The sequence below is a fragment of the Neisseria sp. HMSC066H01 genome (assembly GCF_001837375.1).
GTDB lineage: Bacteria > Pseudomonadota > Gammaproteobacteria > Burkholderiales > Neisseriaceae > Neisseria.
Genome location: NZ_KV832192.1, coordinates 1 through 20,049 on the forward strand (window position 1 = coordinate 1; position 20,049 = coordinate 20,049).

Annotated in this window: 16 protein-coding genes; 10 read left to right on the plus strand and 6 right to left on the minus strand. The window is 49.9% G+C overall.

The window, feature by feature from the left end:
- Positions 1-114 precede the first annotated feature (114 nt).
- Positions 115-1,245: a glutamine-hydrolyzing carbamoyl-phosphate synthase small subunit gene (gene carA / locus HMPREF2551_RS02010; RefSeq protein ID WP_070656162.1), complete on the minus strand. Its 1,131-nt coding sequence runs from the start codon at positions 1,243-1,245 to the stop codon at positions 115-117.
- Between the two features lie 482 nt (positions 1,246-1,727).
- Here carA and pilC point away from each other — a divergent pair, with 482 nt between their 5' ends.
- Positions 1,728-5,195 (plus strand): PilC family type IV pilus tip adhesin, encoded by a 3,468-nt coding sequence (gene pilC / locus HMPREF2551_RS02015; protein WP_070836941.1) that lies wholly within the window; start codon positions 1,728-1,730, stop codon positions 5,193-5,195.
- A 272-nt stretch (positions 5,196-5,467) separates the two neighbouring features.
- Here pilC and HMPREF2551_RS02020 read toward each other — a convergent pair whose 3' ends face one another.
- The 3 genes from HMPREF2551_RS02020 to tal form a co-directional block, all read right to left on the minus strand.
- Positions 5,468-6,202 (minus strand): LytR/AlgR family response regulator transcription factor, encoded by a 735-nt coding sequence (locus HMPREF2551_RS02020; protein ID WP_070836942.1) that lies wholly within the window; start codon positions 6,200-6,202, stop codon positions 5,468-5,470.
- Between the two features lie 239 nt (positions 6,203-6,441).
- Entirely contained in the window at positions 6,442-7,329 is an 888-nt protein-coding gene (gene gluQRS / locus HMPREF2551_RS02025; RefSeq protein WP_070836943.1) for a tRNA glutamyl-Q(34) synthetase GluQRS, read from the minus strand.
- 154 nt (positions 7,330-7,483) lie between these two features.
- Positions 7,484-8,539, minus strand: a complete 1,056-nt coding sequence (gene tal / locus HMPREF2551_RS02030) for a transaldolase (protein WP_070836944.1) — start codon at positions 8,537-8,539, stop codon at positions 7,484-7,486.
- Between the two features lie 134 nt (positions 8,540-8,673).
- Between tal and HMPREF2551_RS02035 the strand changes: the two genes are divergently transcribed.
- The 7 genes from HMPREF2551_RS02035 (at position 8,674) to raiA (ending at position 14,030) form a co-directional block, all read left to right on the plus strand.
- Entirely contained in the window at positions 8,674-9,648 is a 975-nt protein-coding gene (locus HMPREF2551_RS02035; protein WP_070836945.1) for a KpsF/GutQ family sugar-phosphate isomerase, read from the plus strand.
- Positions 9,649-9,714: 66 nt separating this feature from the next.
- Positions 9,715-10,251, plus strand: a complete 537-nt coding sequence (locus tag HMPREF2551_RS02040; protein WP_070836946.1) for a KdsC family phosphatase — start codon at positions 9,715-9,717, stop codon at positions 10,249-10,251.
- The gene (gene lptC / locus HMPREF2551_RS02045) at positions 10,248-10,829 is read left to right on the plus strand and encodes an LPS export ABC transporter periplasmic protein LptC (protein ID WP_003748335.1); all 582 of its coding nucleotides are present in this window, start codon (positions 10,248-10,250) and stop codon (positions 10,827-10,829) included. Before HMPREF2551_RS02040 ends, lptC begins: the two co-directional genes overlap by 4 nt.
- Complete coding sequence (gene lptA, locus HMPREF2551_RS02050) at positions 10,810-11,340, plus strand: lipopolysaccharide transport periplasmic protein LptA (RefSeq protein ID WP_049328829.1); 531 nt, start codon at positions 10,810-10,812, stop codon at positions 11,338-11,340. The genes lptC and lptA overlap by 20 nt, the downstream gene beginning before the upstream one ends.
- A 70-nt stretch (positions 11,341-11,410) precedes the next feature.
- Complete coding sequence (lptB, locus tag HMPREF2551_RS02055) at positions 11,411-12,145, plus strand: LPS export ABC transporter ATP-binding protein (protein WP_003679854.1); 735 nt, start codon at positions 11,411-11,413, stop codon at positions 12,143-12,145.
- A gap of 165 nt (positions 12,146-12,310) precedes the next feature.
- On the plus strand, positions 12,311-13,666 hold the full coding sequence (gene rpoN, locus HMPREF2551_RS02060) for an RNA polymerase factor sigma-54 (RefSeq protein WP_070836947.1): 1,356 nt from the start codon (positions 12,311-12,313) through the stop codon (positions 13,664-13,666).
- A gap of 49 nt (positions 13,667-13,715) precedes the next feature.
- Positions 13,716-14,030: a ribosome hibernation-promoting factor, HPF/YfiA family gene (gene raiA, locus HMPREF2551_RS02065; protein ID WP_004518850.1), complete on the plus strand. Its 315-nt coding sequence runs from the start codon at positions 13,716-13,718 to the stop codon at positions 14,028-14,030.
- Positions 14,031-14,104: 74 nt separating this feature from the next.
- Here the strand turns inward: raiA and HMPREF2551_RS02070 are convergent, their stop codons facing one another.
- Entirely contained in the window at positions 14,105-15,382 is a 1,278-nt protein-coding gene (locus HMPREF2551_RS02070; protein WP_283122398.1) for an AmpG family muropeptide MFS transporter, read from the minus strand.
- 204 nt (positions 15,383-15,586) lie between these two features.
- On the minus strand, positions 15,587-17,227 hold the full coding sequence (gene pgi / locus HMPREF2551_RS02080) for a glucose-6-phosphate isomerase (RefSeq protein WP_070836950.1): 1,641 nt from the start codon (positions 17,225-17,227) through the stop codon (positions 15,587-15,589).
- Positions 17,228-17,484: 257 nt separating this feature from the next.
- Here pgi and HMPREF2551_RS02085 point away from each other — a divergent pair, with 257 nt between their 5' ends.
- Both HMPREF2551_RS02085 and HMPREF2551_RS02090 read left to right on the plus strand, forming a co-directional pair.
- Entirely contained in the window at positions 17,485-18,528 is a 1,044-nt protein-coding gene (locus HMPREF2551_RS02085; protein WP_070836951.1) for a LacI family DNA-binding transcriptional regulator, read from the plus strand.
- A 194-nt stretch (positions 18,529-18,722) separates the two neighbouring features.
- Positions 18,723-20,045, plus strand: coding sequence for an MFS transporter (locus tag HMPREF2551_RS02090; protein ID WP_049348776.1), 1,323 nt, complete (start codon positions 18,723-18,725; stop codon positions 20,043-20,045).
- The last annotated feature ends 4 nt before the right edge of the window (positions 20,046-20,049 follow it).

Genomic DNA, 20,049 nt, shown 5'->3' on the forward strand with positions numbered 1-20,049 from the left:
GATTGGGTTTTCAGGCTGTACAGATGTTGAGAGGGGGCTGAATTTATATTTTTGAAGTTTGGTTTTCAGACGGCCTGTTGTCGAGTTGAGTGTGGCCGTCTGAAAAAATCAGCTTTATTGTTTTGCTGCTTTGATATTGTCAATGAATTTGTCGAATAGATAGCCGACGTCTTGCGGGCCCGGGCTGGCTTCGGGGTGGCCTTGGAAGCAGAATACAGGTTTGTCTGTCAGTTCGATGCCTTGCAAGGTGTTGTCGAACAAGGATTTGTGGGTAATGCGTGCGTTGGTGGGCAGAGTGTCGGCATCGACGGCGAAACCGTGGTTTTGGCTGGTGATGACGACTTTGCCGCTGTCTAAATCTTGTACAGGGTGGTTGGCACCGTGATGGCTGAAGCGCATTTTCAGGGTTTTGGCGCCGATGGCGAGGCTGATCAGTTGGTGTCCTAAGCAAATGCCGAAAATCGGTTTGCCGCTTTCCATCAGTTTTTGTACGGCTTTGATGGCGTAGCCGCAAGGCTCGGGGTCGCCGGGGCCGTTGGATAGGAATACGCCGTCAGGATTGAGTGCCAAGACGTCTTCCGCGCTGGTTTGTGCGGGAACGACGGTCAGGCGGCAGCCGCGTGAGGCGAGCATGCGCAGGATGTTGGTTTTGACACCGAAATCGTAGGCGACGACGTGGTAAGGCTGTTCGGAAGGTGTAACGAAACCTTTGCCCAATTCCCATTCGCCTTCGGTCCATTCGTAAGTTTCTGTGCAGGAAACTTCTTTTGCCAAGTCTTTGCCGACCATGCTGCCGAATGCGGCAATCAGTTCTTGTGCTTTTTCAACCGTAGCGTCCGCACCGGTCAAGATTGCACCGCCTTGCGCGCCTTTTTCACGCAACAGGGTGGTCAGGCGGCGGGTATCGATATCGGCGATGGCGACGGTTTTGTTGCGTACCAAATAGTCGTGCAGGCTTTCGGATGCGCGGAAGTTGCTGTGCAAGAGCGGCAAGTCGCGGATAATCAAACCGGCGACGTAAACGCAGCGGCTTTCTTCATCTTCGGCGTTGGTACCGGTGTTGCCGATGTGTGGATAGGTAAGGGTAACGATTTGTTTGCAGTAGGAAGGGTCGGTCAGGATTTCCTGATAGCCGGTCATGGAAGTGTTGAACACGACTTCGCCGGAAGTCGAACCTTCGTAACCGATTGATGTGCCGTGAAATACGCTGCCGTCAGCGAGAACGAGAAGAGCCGGAGTGGTCATGATGGAATCCTGTTTGCCTGATGATGGTCGGTTCGAAAAAAATAGGTCAGGCCGTCTGAAAAATAAAAATTGTTTACAAAAAAGACAGCCTTCGGAAATCTCGGCTAAAAAAAAACACGCTCCGCAGCTTTGATTTTGCTGTGTAACGTGCTTTTTCAGACATAGCGGTCTATGCCGTAGAAGCAGTGTATTTTAAGTCAAAGTAATAGGAATTTCAAGCGTAGAGCAAATAATCGATAATTTAAAAATGTTTTATCTTTACGGTACAGTCCCTTGCTTTTGGAATGCTTGATGAATAAGGTTGAACTAAATATTCAGTCAGGTCGTCTGAAAGCTGAGCAGGCAGATTGTTTCATTTTTGTTGTGTTTGAAATGCAGGTGTAGGGAAATTCAGCCGAATCAAACATGAAACAGGCTGTTTATGCTAGAATCGTAACCTTATAAAAAATAAAAACAACGTCATTTTTAACTGAGATTATCCGATGAAAAAAGAACACATTATGCAAAACGCTCCATCAGGCCGCCATCGCCTCATTCATGCAAGCGTCGCTTCCGCTTTAGCACTCATCAGTATTTCCGTTCAGGCAAATACGCAGCAATTTGCCCAAACTCCTTTTTACCTGCAAAACAAAACCGACGTCAGCGGCCAGCCTAAAGTCAAACACAATATTATGTTTTTGATTGATGACTCGGGCAGTATGTTGGCTGATGCTAAGGGTGATTATCATGTCCGTGATGAGAATAAAAAAATCAATATTGCAAAATCGGCATTAAAGCAGGTTTTGGCGCAATATAAAGATCAGTTTAACTGGGGCTTGCAGACTTTACACAATAACCCTCGGTATTGGAAATGGGATGAGGAAAAAAGGAAAAAGGATAATGCTATTTACGCATATGAAGAACTGCCTAGACCCGATGATACCAAAGGTGATATGAAGGATTCTGAAGGCTTTACGGATGGTTCTGTCGGTCGAAACTGGGAATATGTCAGTAAAAAAGTAGATGAGATGTTGGCTTACCAAGCTACGCCGACAACGCGCCGTTATTATGAAGTCGTCAAAAATTTCGTCATCCCAAATATCAAATACCGTTGCCAGAAATCCTATGTTGTTGTGGTATCTGATGGTGATGCGAACTTAAGTTGTAGTAATCAGGCTTCTGGTGAGGATCCACGTAACTCTCGTAATACCAGCTTCAACTATGATCGAAATTATTACTATTCAAACTATTACCGTGCCATCGAACATAGCGCGGATACACCTGCATACCAATATTTCGGGCCGTCTGCAGCGAAGGCTTATGACGATAAATATGGAAAAGGTGAATTTTTCAACGATGGTCATGGCTTTAGTGGATACTTTGACCTGCCACTTTATCAATATGATGCCCATATCCCGCCGCATGAAAAAAAAGTGATGTGCCAATATACCGATTATAAATTCGGGTATAGCGATTATTATCGTAGGCGAATGTGGATAGGTAGTGGCGAAATCATTGTTCCTATTTGGGATAGAAACTATGGTAATGAGAAACGCGGTATGCGTTTCTTCAGTCAGACTTTAGCGGAAAAAGATATTAAAACTGCGGCAAAAGATGGTGTAGATGCTGCGGGTAAAAGTTGGGATGGCGATCCAAACGACCCTAAAGGTTTAGATTATAGTAAGCAATTGGTTCAGACTTTTACTGTGGGCTTTGGTGAGGGAATCTCTAAAGTCGGGAGAGAGTATCTGGAAAAGGGTGCCAGTCGCCCAGACTGGTATTTTAATGCCGCAAAACCTGAAAAGTTGCTCGATGCTTTCAAAACCATCGTCGATAATATTGAAAATGACAGCAAGAATACGAAATTTGAAGGCGCTTCTTCAACTGCACCAGCAACGACTAGTACAGGTATTCCCAATATGGCGGCAACGGTTTATTTGAATACCGGCTCTTGGAGCAGTCAGTTGCGGTTTTATAAATTAAACCGCGATGGTACGCCTATCAATACGACTGCGTTTGTTCAGCCATCATTTAATAATCGTCTTACTTTGGTTAATGATGGCAGTAAAACCTATTTCATCGATAGAGTTTCAGATAATGAGGCTTCAAACGCCGATTTTGGCATTTCAGACGGCAGTGCAAAAGATAAGTTGGAATGGAAAAATGCATTGCTGAAATGGACTGGCCGAGAGGGTAGTGATGAAACCACCAAAGCGGATGCGGAGACAAAGGGTTATAGCCAGTCTTATCGAATTCGTCCCACTGATCCTGCTGACGCAAGTAAAGATGAACGTAATTTGGGCGATATTTTAGATGGTTCGGTTGCGGCTATTGGCGATAAGCGCGACAACCGTCAAGAGTTTTTGGTCGCGGCTGCCAATGATGGTATGGTACATATTTTCCGTAATGGTACGTCTAGCAACCCTTATGACTTGAAACTCAGCTATATTCCGGCAGGTATGGAGCGCGAGGACGATCAAGGTCAAACGACAACTTTGGGCAAAGTTCTGAAAGATATTGCACGCGATGGTTACGGCTCCGGCACGCCACACCGTTATATGGTCAATGGTGGCTTTGTTCTTCGTCAAACACCTGATAAGCAAACCTTTATGTTTGGTGCGATGGGTCAGGGCGGACGCGGTGCGTATGCGTTGAATATTGGTGCAGTGGCTAATAGTGATCGTAGTGGTTGGAATACGACTGTGCCTCTGTTTGAAACAGAAAAAGGCTCTGGTAATAAGCTGGGTTATACCATTGGTTCGACGCAAATCGGCCGTGTTTCCATCAAGCGCGATACCACTCCGGTCAATCTCAAATCTGATGTGCGTTATGCGGGTTTCTTGGCCAGCGGCTATCGTACTGAAGATGTGAATAGTGCCGATAATGAAACGGCTTTGTATATCTATGATATGACAGGTAAAGAAGCGGGTACGCAAGATACCGGTAAAAGTGTTTCTAGTGCCGGTAATCTCTTGGCCAAAATTTCCGTACCGAATGGCAAAGGTGGCCTCTCTACTCCGACTTTGGTAGATACCGATTTTGACGGTATTGTCGATATTGCTTATGCCGGAGACCGTTACGGCAATATGTTCCGCTTTGACTTGAGAGGTGAAATACCTTCCAAATGGTCTGCACAGATGATTTTCCAAGGATCTGGTAATCAACCGATTACGTCTGCGCCTGCGGTATCGCGTCGCAGTAAAGATAAGTATGTTGTCATTTTTGGTACGGGTAGTGAGATTTACCATAGCGAGCTGGATGTGGCGACACAGAACAATGCGGTTTACGGCATCTATGACGATACTTCCAAAGAAGCTGTTTTGGCTAAAAGCGATGAGCTGACCGGTCAAACTGTCCAAGCGGACGGCGAATATATTTCTGTTACCAACAATAAGGTCAGCGAAGATCAAAAAGGTTGGAAGCTGGCGTTGGGTTCGGGTGAGCGGGTAACTGTCAAACCGACGATGATTTTGCGTACAGCGGTGGTAACTATTCGTAAATATAAGCAGGAAGTTATACATACAAATTCTTCCAGTACCGATGTTTGTCTGCCCGACAGTACGTCCACACAAACGACTGCGAAAACGATTATTCTGGGCGTCAATGCGGAAAACGGTGGCCGTTTGGGCTTGCGTGATGCGCGTATTTCCGATAAAAACCGCCAATTCATCAAACGTGAAAACAACGGTCAAGTCTATTACGCCAGCGGTATGGTGTTTGACGGCGTGGTCAACTTTACTTATCTGAACGGCTCTAAGGCCGATGATTCTCCGGTAACCGCCGATGGCGATAGCGGCGGCACGGGCACGGATAAAGAGTTGAACGCTACGCCGAGCGTGCCAAACAATAAATGTTTTGCAACCCAAGCCGAGCGCAGTCTGTTGACCAACTCTGATAAGATGCACAGTCTGAAAGTAGAAGGTCGGAAATGCGGACTCAAACGCATCAGCTGGCGTGAATTGTTCTTTTAATCGGTAAGGCTTGAGTATCGAGGCCGTCTGAATGTTTCAGACGGCCTTTTCTGTTGAGTGATAATAATTGAGAGATGTTGGATTGTTGGATAGAAAACCTTGTTTGTGGGTAAAACGGTTTGATTAAATTAAAAGCTTGGATAAGTCCAAACGGTAGGTTTTAGTCGTTTCTTTTTTATGCTTTCTGTTATTGAAATGAGAAGTTAAAAGGCCGTCTGAAAAGATATTTTCAGACGGCCTTTGATTTAAAAAGAGCGAGTCAAAGAGAACATTTAGATACTGTTTTTAATGATTTTCCGCAGGGTGGACAGTTGTCGGCGGCTGACGGGCAACGGGGTCGGAATATCGAGAATTTTTGCGCCCCATGTGGATGCGTATTCGTCGTTTTCGTCATCGTCCAATCGAATCAGGCTGTCGAGGGTGTGGCGGAAGACGAGGGCGTTGCGGTGGATGCGGATGACTTTGTCGCCCAGCAATTCTTCCCAGTAAACCAATGTTTTCGGTAATTCATAGCTTTGGCCGTCGCCGGTAAACAGATAAACGGTTTTGTGTTCCGCCATCAGGTAACGCGCCTGTTGCCAGGGGATTTCAACCATGCGCTCGCGGTTGTACACTTTGAAATGGGTGAAACTGTCTGCTTTTTCGCGGTTTTTCTCGATGATGCGGTCAAGCGCGGTTTGCAGGCGGGTCATTTTGATCGGTTTGAGCAGATAGTCTGCGGCAGCCAGCTCAAACGCGCGCAGGGCGTGTTCTTCGTAGGCTGTGGTGAAGATAATCTCCGGCTGGCGTTTGGCGGTGCGCTTGATGCGTTCGACAAACTCGAGACCGTCGATTTCCGGCATGCCGATGTCGGCAAAGACGATGTCGACTTCGTGGACGCTCAGCCACTCCAATGCTGGCATGGCATGGTGAAAGACGTTGAGCAGTACGACATTGCATTCTTCCAATAATACACGCAAGCGTTCTGCTGCTAATACTTCGTCTTCTACAATAATGGCACTTGGCATAGCGGTATTTCTTTTTGTTGTATCGTGGGAGATCTGCCGCGCTTTGTCATCCTCAATAACGCGCCAGCCGTATGTTGTTGCAATCTTGAAATTATCACTTCGCAACAATTTTAGGAAATTTTTAAAATATACATGATTTTTCGCTTCTTGGGCGTGATTTGGAATGAATCTGAAGATTACTTACATAATTTTATGAAATATTGTAATACCTAGAGTAATTTTGTTGTAATCGTGCTAATTCATTTCGTGATAATGGACGATTTTGAGATTTTGTCTATTTGCCAGTGCGCCACCGCCCAATCGAGTAATTCTTGCGGCCGGTTTACGGCGGGTGCATCGGGTAGGTTGAGGTAGGTCAGGACTTGGCGGAGGAGTTGTTCTTTTTGATTCAAATCCAAAGCCGGGGCAAGGGTTTGTTTCGACCATTTTTGCCCTTGGCTGTTGGTTAGTAGGGGAAGGTGGGCGTAGGCCGGTGTGGGAACGCCGAGGCATTGTTGCAGATAGATTTGGCGCGGCGTGGAAACGAGCAAGTCCTGACCGCGGACAATATGCGTTATGCCTTGATCGGCATCGTCGGCAACCACGGCAAGCTGATAGGCCCAATAGCCGTCGGCACGAAGCAGGACAAAATCGCCGATGTCGTGTGCCAGATTTTGTGCGTATTGTCCGACAATGCCGTCTGAAAAACCGATCACGCGATTGGGCACTTGAATGCGCCATGCCGGCGTTTTGTTTTGCGTATGGGGTCTTTGCTGAGGAACGCGGCAACGGCCGTTATACACAAATCCGTCTGAACCCTGAGTTGCCGCCGCCTGCCAGTCTTTGCGGCTGCAATAGCAGGGATACACCAGCCCGGCTGCTTTGAGGCGGTCGAGGGTGTCTTGATACAGGCCGTAACGGCGGCTTTGATAGGCGACTTCGCCGTCCCACTCAAAACCGAAAGCCTCAAGTGTGCGTAAAATATCGGCAGCGGCGCCGGGCATTTCGCGCGGGGGGTCAAGGTCTTCAATGCGAACCAGCCATTTGCCCTGATGCGCGCGCGCGTCGGCATAGGAGGCGACGGCGGTCAGCAGGGAGCCGATATGAAGCAGGCCGGTAGGGCTGGGGGCAAAACGTCCTATATACATGGCAGGGTGTTTGTGTAGGGCAGGGGCAGTATGCCTGCACAGTATTCAAATCGTGATAGAAAAGGGCGTGCCGTACACGCCCGAATTTGGGTTTCAGACGGCATGAGACTTTTTAAAATGATTTAAGTTTCAATCGGCCGTCTGTTTAATCTGCTTAAGCCAAGGGAGCCAGCAGTTTGGCGAAAGCGTCTTCAAATTGTTTCAAACCGTCTTCCTGCAAACGAGTTGCCAAAGTTTCGACATCAATGCCGAGTTTTGCGGTTTCGGTAAGTTGTGCTTGAGCTTCGTCCACACCTTCGGTCAAAGTGGCTTTGGCGGTGCCGTGGTCGATAAAGGCTTTGAGTGTCGCATCGGGAACTGTGTTGACGGTATGGGCACCAATCAGGCTGTCAACGTACAACGTGTCAGGATAGGCAGGGTTTTTCACGCCGGTAGATGCCCATAAAAGTTGTACGCGGTTGGCACCTTTTTCGGCAAGTGCGGCAAATTCGCTGCTGCCGAAGTATTGCGCCCAATCTTGATAAGCGACTTTGGCCAGTGCAATGGCGACTTTACCTTTGAGGTGGTCGGGCAGGGTGGCGTCCAATGCGGCATCGACACGGGAAATAAAGAAGCTGGCGACAACGTGGATATGGGAAACGTCGTGTCCTGCCTCCAAACGTTTGGCAATGCCGCGCGTGTAGGCCGCATAGGCTTTGAGGGTTTGGGTACGGGAGAAAAGCAGGGTCAGGTTGACGCTGATGCCGTCTGAAACGAGGGTTTCAAGCGCTTCGATGCCTTCGTCGGTTGCCGGTACTTTAATCATGGCATTTTTACGGCCGATGGCGGCGTGCAGGCGGCGCGCTTCTTCAACCGTGCCTTGTGCATCTTTGGATAATTCGGGCGAAACTTCTAGGCTGACGAAGCCGGTTTTGCCGCCGGTGGATTCGTGTTCGGCAAGGCATACGTCGCAGGCGGCTTGTACATCGGCAACCGCCATGGTTTCGTAGCGTTGTTTCGGGGTCAGGTCTTGCTGTTTGAGCGCGGCTACTTCATCGGTGTACAGGGCATCGCCTGCAAAGGCTTTTTGGAAAATGGCGGGATTGGAAGTTACGCCGCACACGCCCTGTTTGAGCATTTCGGCCAATTCGCCGCTTTGTACCAGCGAACGGGAGAGGTTGTCCAACCAGATTTGTTGTCCTAATGCTTTAACGTCCGATAAAATAGTCATCTCTGATTCCTTTTACATAATAGGTTTGTTTGTGAAGTGGCGGTAATGCTACGCCGATTCGATGAATTTGAACAGTTTACAGCCGATTAATTTGGGCAAAACAAACCTAAATTCAAGCATGAAAGGCGGCTTTGATGGTGGAAAACACACTTTATCTCGACTGGGCGCGCGATGTATTGGATACGGAAGCCGAAGGTTTGCGTGAAATTGCGGCGGCTTTGAACCATGATTTTGTCCGTGCGGCGGAAGCGTTGTTGCACTGCAAGGGCAGGGTCGTCATTACCGGCATGGGCAAGTCCGGACATATCGGCCGCAAAATGGCGGCAACCATGGCTTCGACCGGCACGCCTGCGTTTTTTGTCCACCCTGCCGAAGCGGCGCACGGCGATTTGGGCATGATTGTGGACCACGATGTCGTGGTTGCCATTTCTAATTCTGGCGAAAGCGATGAAATTGCGGCGATTATTCCGGCGTTGAAACGTAAAAATATCACTCTTATTTGTATCACTGCCCATCCGACTTCCACAATGGCGCGTCATGCCGATATCCATATTACCGCGGCGGTTTCCAAAGAAGCTTGTCCGCTCGGTCTTGCGCCGACTTCTAGTACGACCGCCGTCATGGCGTTGGGCGATGCGCTGGCGGTTGTATTGCTGCGCGCACGCGCGTTCACGCCCGACGATTTTGCTTTAAGCCATCCGGCCGGCAGCTTGGGCAAACGCCTGCTGTTGCGCGTGGCGGATATTATGCACAAAGACGAAGCCCTGCCAGCCGTTTTGTTAGGAACGCCGTTGAAAGAGGCCATTGTCCGCATGAGTGAAAAAGGTTTGGGCATGTTGGCGGTAATCGATGCCGAAGGCCGTCTGAAAGGCGTATTTACCGATGGCGACTTGCGCCGTCTGTTTCAAGAACGCGACAGCTTTGCCGGTTTGAAAGTGGACGACATCATGCACGCTTCGCCGAAAACCATCTCCGCCGACCGTCTTGCCACCGAAGCTTTGAAAGCCATGCAGAGCGGCCATGTGAACGGTTTGTTGGTGGTCGAAGAAAACGGCATGCTGATTGGCGCGCTGAATATGCACGATTTATTGATGGCACGAATTGTCTGAATCGACGGTAAAAACGTTTTCAGACGGCCTTATGCTAGAATAGGCCGTCTGAAATAAGGAAACCTTATGCAAAACCTCTCTTCCGACCTGCAACAACGCGCTTCAGGCATCAAACTGCTGATACTGGATGTGGACGGCGTTTTGACCGACGGCCGCATTTTTATCCGTGACAACGGCGAAGAAATTAAATCGTTCCACACTTTGGACGGACACGGTTTGAAAATGCTTCAGGCCAGCGGCGTGCAAACGGCGATTATTACCGGCCGCGATGCGCCTTCCGTCGGTATCCGCGTGAAGCAGCTCGGTATCAACTATTACTTCAAAGGCATTCACGACAAACGTGCCGCTTACGCCCAATTGCGCGAACAGGCCGGCGTGGAGGAGCATGAGTGCGCCTTTGTCGGCGACGATGTTGTCGATTTGCCCGTGATGGTGCGTTGCGGATTGACGGTTGCCGTCCCCGAAGCGCATTGGTTTACTTTGCAATACGCCCATTATGTAACCCGACGTTCCGGCGGCGCAGGCGCGGTGCGTGAAGTGTGCGATTTGATTATGCAGGCGCAAGGTACGCTTGAACCTGCTTTGAAAGAGTATGTACGATGAAAATCAGATGGCGTTACGGAATCGCCTTTCCGCTGGTGTTGGCCGTTTCACTCGGCGCACTGGCGGCGTGGCTCGGCCGCATCAGCGAAGTGCAGGTCGAAGAAGTCGTCCTCAATCCGAATGAGCCGCAATATTCGATGAAAGGCATCAACGGCAAACGTTTTGACCAAGAAGGCCGTCTGAAAGAAAACCTGAGCGCGGCCGATGCCGTTCAATATCCCAATAGCGCGGACGTGCATTTGGACAAACCGCATCTTTCGTTTTACCGCGACGGCAGCCTGTTGTACGAAGTCGGCAGCGACAAGGCCGTGTACAATATCCAAAACAAAAAAGTCGTTTTCGAACAAAATGTTGTCTTAAACAAAGCGGCCGATGCCAAGCGTTTGGCCGGCATCGTCAAAACCGAACGTTTGAATGTCGATACCGAGGCGCAATACGCCCATACCGACAGCCCGGTTACTTTCCAATACGGACAGTCCGGCGGTCAGGCAAACGGCATGACTTATGACCACAAAACCGGTTTGCTGAATTTCCCTTCCAAAGTGAAAGCCACAATTTATGATACAAAAAATTTGTAAAACCTTAGCCCTTGTTGCCGTTTTTGCCGCCAGCCCGGCCTTTGCCCTGCAAAGCGACAGCAAGCAGCCGATTCAAATCGAAGCCGACCAAGGCTCGCTTGACCAAAACAACCAAAGTACCACCTTTTCCGGCAACGTCATCATCAAACAAGGCACGCTCAATATCCGTGCCGGCAGCGTGACCGTTTCGCGCAACGACAAAAGCGAGCAGTTGATGAAAGCTACCGGCTCGCCCGTCAAATTCAGCCAAGAGTTGGACGGCGGCAAAGGTGTGGTCAACGGCCAAGCCAATACTGTAACGTATTCTTCCGCAGCCAGTCTGGTTACCCTGACCGGTAATGCCAAAGTACAGCGCGGCGGCGATGTGGCCGAGGGTGCGGTCATCACGTACAACACTAAAACCGAGGTTTACACCATCAACGGCAGCGCCAAATCCGGTGTGAAATCCGCCGCGAAATCCGGCCGCGTCAGCGTGGTCATCCAGCCGTCCAGCACGCAGAAAAACAAATAAGAAAACACACAAAAAGGCCGTCTGAAAAAGGTTCAGACGGCCTGAGGTCAATATCGAAAGTCAACAGAATATGAGCGCAAACAACAGCCGTCTTGTGGTTCAAAACCTGCAAAAAAGTTTCAAAAAACGCCAAGTCGTCAAAAGCTTCTCCCTTGAAATCGAAAGCGGTGAAGTCATCGGCCTGCTCGGCCCCAACGGCGCGGGTAAGACCACCAGCTTTTACATGATAGTCGGCCTGATTGCCGCCGATGCAGGCAGCGTAATGTTGGACGGCCAAGAATTGCGCCACCTGCCCATTCACGAGCGTGCCCGCCTCGGCGTCGGCTATCTGCCGCAGGAAGCCTCGATTTTCCGCAAAATGACCGTGGAACAAAATATCCGCGCCATTTTGGAAATCAGCATGAAGGACAAAAGCCGCATCGATGCCGAACTGGAAAAACTGTTGGCCGATTTGAACATCGAACGCCTGCGCAACAATCCTGCGCCGTCCTTGTCCGGTGGCGAACGCCGCCGTGTCGAAATCGCACGCGTGCTGGCCATGCAGCCGCGTTTCATTTTGTTGGACGAACCTTTTGCAGGCGTTGACCCGATTGCCGTCATCGATATTCAGAAAATCATCGAGTTCCTCAAATCACGCGGTATCGGCGTATTGATTACCGACCACAACGTGCGCGAAACCCTTAGCATCTGTGACCGCGCTTACATCATCAGCGACGGTACGGTATTGGCTTCAGGCAAGCCGGATGATTTGGTCAACAATGAACAAGTCCGTTCGGTTTACTTGGGTGAAAATTTCAAATATTGAATGCATATTTGACGGTATATGAGACCCTCATTTCAATTGAGGGCGGCTATAAATATTGGAATAATCACTAAAAATACAAATATAATACCGATAACCTAATCTTTCAGACGGCCTGCCGTATAAAGGCCGTCTGAAAAACTATCCATACATTTCGAATCAAACACTATGTCTTCACTCGTCCTTAAACTCAAACAGACCCAGCAGCTCAACCAGCGGCTGCAGCAGTCTCTGCGCATCTTGCAGATGTCGGGTCTTGAGCTTGAGCGTGAAGTGGAAGACTGGTTGTCGGACAATCCTCTGCTTGAGCGTCCGGAAACCGATGAGTTTGCCGATAGCGGGCTCAACCGTGCCGTCACCATGCCGCGTGCCGGTCAGCAGTTGGGCGGCGACGATGCCGAAGATATTTGGAGCAACATCGCCGAAGAAGAGGATTTCAAACACTATCTGCATGCCCAAGTGTGCGAGCATCCGCTTTCGCAAGTGGAGGCAGCCTATGTTCATGTCTTGATTGATTTTTTGGACGAGCAAGGCTACCTCACCGACAGCCTCGAAGAAATCATCGACCACACGCCGTTGGAATGGATGCTGGACGAAGAAGCTCTGCAAAATGCGCTGGACGTATTGCAAACCTTTGACCCGCCCGGCGTGGCGGCGGCCGATTTGACCGAGTCGCTCATGCTGCAGCTGATGCGTTTGCCGGCTTCTCCGGTCAGACAAATGGCCGCGCATTTGGTGCAAAGTTCGCTTCAAGATTTGGGCAAAAACCGCAAACAAAACGTTCTGCGTTTCCGCAAACTTTATCCCCAGGCCGACAGCGAAACCATAGAAGCCGCGCTCGATATGATTGCCGGCTTGAATCCTTATCCGGCTTACGGCTTCGCTTCTGCCACCCCTACGCCTTATATCCAGCCTGACGTTTGGGTGAGAGAGGGCAAGGACGGCTGGGAAGTCATCAGCAACGAAGCGGCCTGGCCGAAGCTGCAGCTCAATCAGGAATATTGCGACCTGATGAAATCGGCGGAAGAGGGCGCGCCGGAGTGGAAGGAAAAAATCAGCGAAGCCAAACAGCGCATTGATTCTTTGGAATTGCGCAAAAGCACAGTCCTCCGCCTTGCCGAGTATATTGTCAAAAATCAGGAAGATTTTTTCATCTTCGGCGAAATCGGCCTGTCGCCCATGCTGATGAAAGATGCTGCCGCCGAATTGGGTTTGGCGGAAAGCACCATTTCGCGCGCCGCCAATCAGAAATATTTGTCTTGCCCGCGCGGCCTGTTTGCGTTACGCTATTTCTTCACACAGGCAGTCAATGCCGACAATGAGGGCGAAGGGTTCAGCCAAGGCGCAATCAAAGCTGTCTTGAGCCAGCTGATTGAAAGCGAAGACAGCAGCAAACCTTATTCGGACGAGGCCCTCGTCAAATTATTAAAACAACGCGGCATTGAAATCGCCAGACGTACAGTGGCTAAATATAGAGAATCATTAGATATCCCGCCGGCACACAAACGAAAATTTACCGAGTAGATATATTCCGATCCGTTTTGACGGACTAACCAACCGAAGGAGCTGTATCATGAATCTGAAAATCACCGGTCTGAATTTTGATGTTACCGAAGCCATCAAAAACTACGTTTCCGACAAGTTGGCACGAATCAGCCGCCACGCCGACAACATCATTTCCGTGACCATCACGCTCTCGGTGGAAAAAGTCAGCCAAAAAGCCGAAGCCGATGTCCATCTGGCAGGCAAAGATTTGCACGTTGAAGCGATTGAACAGGATATGTACGCCGCGATTGATGTTTTGATGGACAAACTTGACCGCGCTGTTTTGAAACATAAAGAAAAAAGCGGCGATGTCCGCAGTACTGTCAAACCTGCTGCCGAATAAAGTTTTTGTATGATAAAGGCCGTCTGAACCATTCAGACGGCCTTTTGTTTTGCTAGAAGTTTTAGACTGGCAATCTAGTTACTCACTCTTTGACCATTCCATGGTGCCACTTTAAACAGCAGCAACATGCCCGGTATGCCCAGGGCAAAACACAGCCAGTAGAAATTGAAGTAACCCATCGCTTCAATCAGATAGCCTGCCGTTGCATTCATGAATGTACGCGGTACGGCAGATAGGCTTGTAAAAAGGGCTAATTGTGTGGCCGTAAATGCCGTATTGGCTTGTTGCGCCATATACGAGACAAACGCTGCTGTGCCTAAGCCGACGCCGATTGCTTCAGCCGCAATTACAACCGCTAAAAAGATTCGTTCCGATGCACCGACCTGGTCAAAATGTCCGAAGCTTGCCAGCCATGCAAAGCCTAAAATGGTGACCCACTGTATCAAACCGAATAACCACAGGGCACGATTAACCCCGAGTTTGGTGATCCAAATGCCGCCGATAACACCAAAAATTACAGCCGGCCATAAACCTGCGTTTTTTCCAATCAGACCAATATCGGTTTTAGAGAAGCCCATATCGAGATAAAACGGCTGAGCCAAAGCAGTTGCCATGCTGTCGCCCAGTTTATACAGCAAGATGAACGCCAAAATAGTCAAAGCCTGCTTCACACTTTGGCGGGTAAAGAAATCGTGAAATGGTTCGATAACGGTTTCTTTTAAGCCTTTGGTTTCAAGAGTTGAGTGATCTGGCTCGCGTGCTATGAACAAGGTCGCAAGTAAACCTGGGATCATAAACAGGGAAGTAATGATGAAGACGGTTGACCAAGGCAATCTGTCGGCCAAAATCAGACTTAATGAGGCTGGAATTAATGAAGAAATACGGTAGGCATTCACATACAGCGAGTTGCCTAATACCAATTCTTCATCTGACAGTACTTCGCGTCGGAATGCATCAATCACAATATCTTGGCTGGCGGAGAAGAATGCTGTAGCACAAGCTAAGCCTAAGATGATGGATAAATGCTCTTGCGGTCGGACAAAGGCATAGGAAGCCAAAAGCAATAGGAGTGCTATTTGGGTAATCAGCATCCAACTGCGCCGTAAACCTAAAAATGGCAGACGTACGGTGTCCAAAAGAGGTGACCAGATGAATTTCCAAGTGTAGGGGAAACCAATCAATGCAAATAGGCCGATGGTTTTCAAATCAATGTGTTCGCTACGCAGCCATGCCGGAATCAGGCTGTATAGAAAATAAAGCGGCAGCCCCGAAGTGAAGCCTGTAAAGATACAAATCAGCATACTGCGCGAGAAAATCTTGCGCCAAGTGCCGGATTGGGGTGCGGTTGTCATAGTGAAATCAATAAAAAAGAAAAGGGATATTGTAGCAAAGATGAGGGATATGGCGAATGAACTTCTGTTATCTTTATCGAATAATGAGAGGCCGTCTGAAACTGAATGGATAAAGTTTCAGACGGCCTTTTGTTGGAACAAGCCGATCAGGTTTTGAAATGTCCGTAAGACAGGCAGAGTGTTTGTTTTACGGATATTTTATTTTCAGACGGCCTTCGATGCTGCGTTGCAGTTGCGGTAGAAGGCAATCAGACCGTTGGTGGAGCTGTCGTGTGCCGGCGTGCCGCGTTCGAGTTCGGGTTCGATGGTTTTGGCCAGTTCTTTACCGTATTCCACGCCCCATTGGTCGAAGGGGTTGATACGCCAAATCACGCCCTGAACGAAGGTGCGGTGTTCGTAAGCAGCCATCAGCATGCCGAGGTTGAAAGGCGTCAGGCTGTCGATGAGCAGGCTGTTGCTCGGACGGTTGCCGGGGAACTCTTTTTGCGGTGCAAGGCGGTCGCGTTCGTCTTGGGGTAAGGCGGCCAATTCGATTTGGACTTCGTCCAGGGTCTTGCCTTTCATCAGCGCTTCGGCTTGGGCGAAGGCATTGGCAACGGTAAAGCGGTGTTGGCGGTGGTTGCCGTAGATTGTGGTCATGGGGACGATGAAATCGACGGGAATCAGACGCGTGCCTTGGTGCAGAAGCTGGAAGTAGGCGTGTTGGCAGTTGACGCCTTCGTCGCCGAAGACAATGCCGCCGGTGGTGCAGGAAACGGGTTGGCCGTCTGAAGTACGCTGTTTGCCGAGGCTTTCCATATCGAGCTGGTTGAGCCACGGAGTGAAGAGGCGCATGTTGTGGCTGTATGGGACAACGGTTTGGCCGTCTGAATGTTGGAAATTGTTGTACCAAACATTGATGAGTGCCATCAGGACGGGAATGTTGCGGCGGAATGGGGTCTCGAAGAAATGGGTATCCATCGCGTGCGCACCGGCTAGCATTTTGCGGAACGCTTTTTCGCCGACGGCAACCATCAGCGGCAGGCCGATGGGCGACCAAACGGAATAGCGGCCGCCGACCCAGTCGGACATGGCGAAGACTTTGTCGGGGGAAATGCCGAAGTTTTGGGCAGCGGCCACATCGGCAGAAATGGCGCAGAAGTGGCGGTAGATGCCGGAATCGGGCAAACCTGCATCGCGGTACCAAGTACGCGCGGCGTAGGCATTGAGCAGGGTTTCCGGTGTGCGGAACGATTTGCTGGCAATGCTGAATACGGTGGTCTCGGGGTTGAGGCCGAGAAGGGTTTGGGTCAGGTCGGCATCATCGGAGTTGCTGACAAAGTGGACGCGGATGTTTTGCCAATAGGGTTGCAGCGCCTGTGTGGCCATACGCGGGCCTAAATCGGAGCCGCCGATACCGATGTGAACCAAGTCGGTAATGGGTTTGCCGGTAATGCCTGCGTGGGTGCCGTCTAGGAGTTGGCGTGCGAATTCGAGGGTGCGGTTGAGTTCGTGATGAACTTTGGACACGATGTTTTCGCCGTCGACGTAAATGGGTTGGGCATTGGCCGGCAGGCGCAGGGCGGTGTGGAGGACGGCGCGGTGTTCGCTGGTGTTGATTTTTTCGCCGTTGATCATGGCCTGCATATATTGTGGCAAATCGGCTGCTTCGGACAGTCGGCACAATAAATCAAGGGTATTTTCATCCAGACGGTTTTTGCTGTAATCAAATAACAAACCGTGCAGAATTTCGTGCATATTGTTGAAACGTTCGGTATCTGCAGCGAAACGTTCGCGTAGGGTAACGTGTTGCGTATCGGCATGATGGGCTTCCAAGGCCTGCCATGCGTCTGAGTATGCGGTCATCTCGTTTCCTTAGTATGTAACGGTAAAATAAGCAGGATAGATAGGTATTTCCTGCTTTTTTGTAGTGGCTTGTAGTTTAACAAATTTGAACAGGTTTTGGGAGATGGCGGGGGTGGTTTTGTTTAAGAAATGTATGCAAAATGAAAAAGAAATGATTGATTATCATCAAGTTTCTGTAAAAAAAGGGGTATGACACCGATGTCTGCTGTGTTATCCTATGTAACATTATTGAAATCCTGTCGGGGCGGGTTCGTAAGATGGCTACAATTTATGATGTCGCTGCTTATGCCGGGGTGTCTCCCAAGACGGTCAGCCGGGTGATTAACGGCGATGCGCCGGTCAGCGATAAAACCCGTTCCAAAGTAGAAACAGCGATTGCCGCTTTGGGCTATATCCCGTCTTCTGCGGCGCGGATTATGCGGTCCCACCGTTCCGGCTTGGTCGGCCTGATTACCGGCGCCATTTCGCGGACGGGCGAGAATACGGGCGGACACGGCATTCCGGATATGTTCTTGATTAAGGGCATTCAGCAGCGGATTCGCGCACAAGGCAAGATTTTGATGATTGCCGACATCGACAACAAGCCGGGACAGCCCGGTCAGATGGAGCCGCTGATCCGTACCTTTATGGAACACCGTGCCGAGGGGATTTTATATGTCGCCGGTTTCCATCAGGAAGTATTGTTGCCGGAAGTGCCCAATCGTTGCCCGATGGTGTTGGTCAACTGCTTTGATTTGGCAGGTACGCCGTCGGTTTTGCCGGACGACGAGGCAGGGCAGTATGGCTTGGTGCGCCGGATTATCCAAAGCGGACACAAACGGATTGCTTATGTGACTTTGCAGCCGGGTGTGGAAGCGACGAGATTGAGATTGGCCGGATACCGCCGGGCTTTGGCGGATGCGGATATTGTCTTTGATCCGGATTTGGTGCAGACAGGGTATCCTGATTTCAGTAATGACAGCGGGTCTTTGATTTCGGCTATTTTGAAATTGCTGTCTTTGCCGATTCCGCCGACGGTAATTTGTTGCGGCAACGATGAAATGGCCGTGCGCGTGTACGGGATTTTGAGGACGCGCAGCGTACGGGTTCCCGAGCAAGTCTCCGTTGCCGGCTACGATAATCACAGTGCGATTGCGGAAACGCTGTTTCCGCCGTTGACCAGCACCGAGCTGCCTTATCTGCGCATGGGCGAAATGGCGGCGGATTTGCTGTTCCAATACATCGAACATCCGGCCGGTACGGCTCAGCCCGTCAAGGTCGTTGGGGAAACCATCTGGCGTCAGTCTGTGATGAATAAATAGTTTCAGACGGCCTAAAAATAAGCTTCAAACAACACAAACACACATCAAAACAAGATTATAAAACGGTCAAAATAAAGGCCGTCTGAAAACAGGGTTGCCTCATTAAAGAAGGCGGCCCAATACAATAAGAGCGTCATACCGCTGAAATTGGAGTTTGTTGTTTCCATAGTTTATTATCCAGGAGTAGCCTTCCTATGAAAATCTCCCCACAAGTGGCGATGACACTTCGCCAGATTATGCTGATGAACTTCGGTTTCTTCGGCATTCAATACAGCTTCGGGTTGCAGCAGACTGCGATTAACCCGATTTTCAGCTTCCTTCATGCCGACCCGAGCCAATTGCCGATTTTGAATATGGCAGGCCCGATTACCGGTTTGCTGGTGCAGCCGATGATTGGTGCAATGAGTGACCGCACTTGGGTGCCGGGATTAGGTCGCCGCCGTCCGTATTTCTTGATCGGCGCCATCGGTTGCAGCCTCTGTCTCTTTATTTATCCGCACGTTACCGCCTTGTGGGTGGCCGTATTGCTGCTGTGGCTCTTGGACATCAGCAACAACACGGCAATGGAACCTTTCCGTGCCTTTATTGCCGATACCGTTCCTGAACACCAGCAATCCACCGGTTTCTTGATGCAGTCTGTGTTTACCGGCTTGGGCATTACCCTGGCCAACGTTTCCCTCTACATCTTCCAACAAATCGGCTGGTTGCAACAAACCTCCGAAGCGGGCATTCCGTATTGGGTATTCGGTTCATTTTATATTGGTGCGGTCTGCTCCATCGGTTCGGTTTTGGTTACCGTTTTATCAACGGCCGAGCGCGAGCCTAGTCCTGAAGAAATGGCGGCCATTAAAGCCCAGCCGAGCGGTCCGGCTCATGCTGTTAAAGATATTGTCGTTGCCGTGCGCGAAATGCCGACTGCCCTGTGGCAACTGGCCTTGGTTTATCTCTTTCAATGGTACGCGCTCTTCATCTACTGGCAATATATTTCCCACAGTATCGTCCAATCCGTCTGGGACTCGACCGTTGAGAATACCGAAGCGTATAGCCAAGCGGTTGCATGGACCGGCCTGGTAAACGGTTTCTACAACGTGGTAACCTTTATCTCCGCCTTCGGCTTGATGTGGATGGCGCGCAAATACGCCGCCAAATATGTTCATGCCTTTGCTGTAACCCTTGCCGCGCTGGCCTTGCTCACCATTCCTCATATCGGCAACAAATACCTGATGTTTGCGCCGATGATTGGTTTCGGTGTCGGTTGGGCAAGTATGATGGGCGTGCCGTTTATGATTGTGGTCGGTTCTATTCCGAAAGAACGTTACGGCGTGTACATGGGTATTGTGAACATGATGATTGTGATTCCTATGCTGATTGAAACCGTATCTTTCGGCTGGGTGTACAGAACTTTCTTGGGTTCAAACCCTGCCAACGCGATGACTTTTGCCGGTGTTTCCCTGGCCATCGCCGCCGCGTTGACCTTAACCATTAAAACTGCGGCCAAACCGGCTACTGCAGAATAACGAA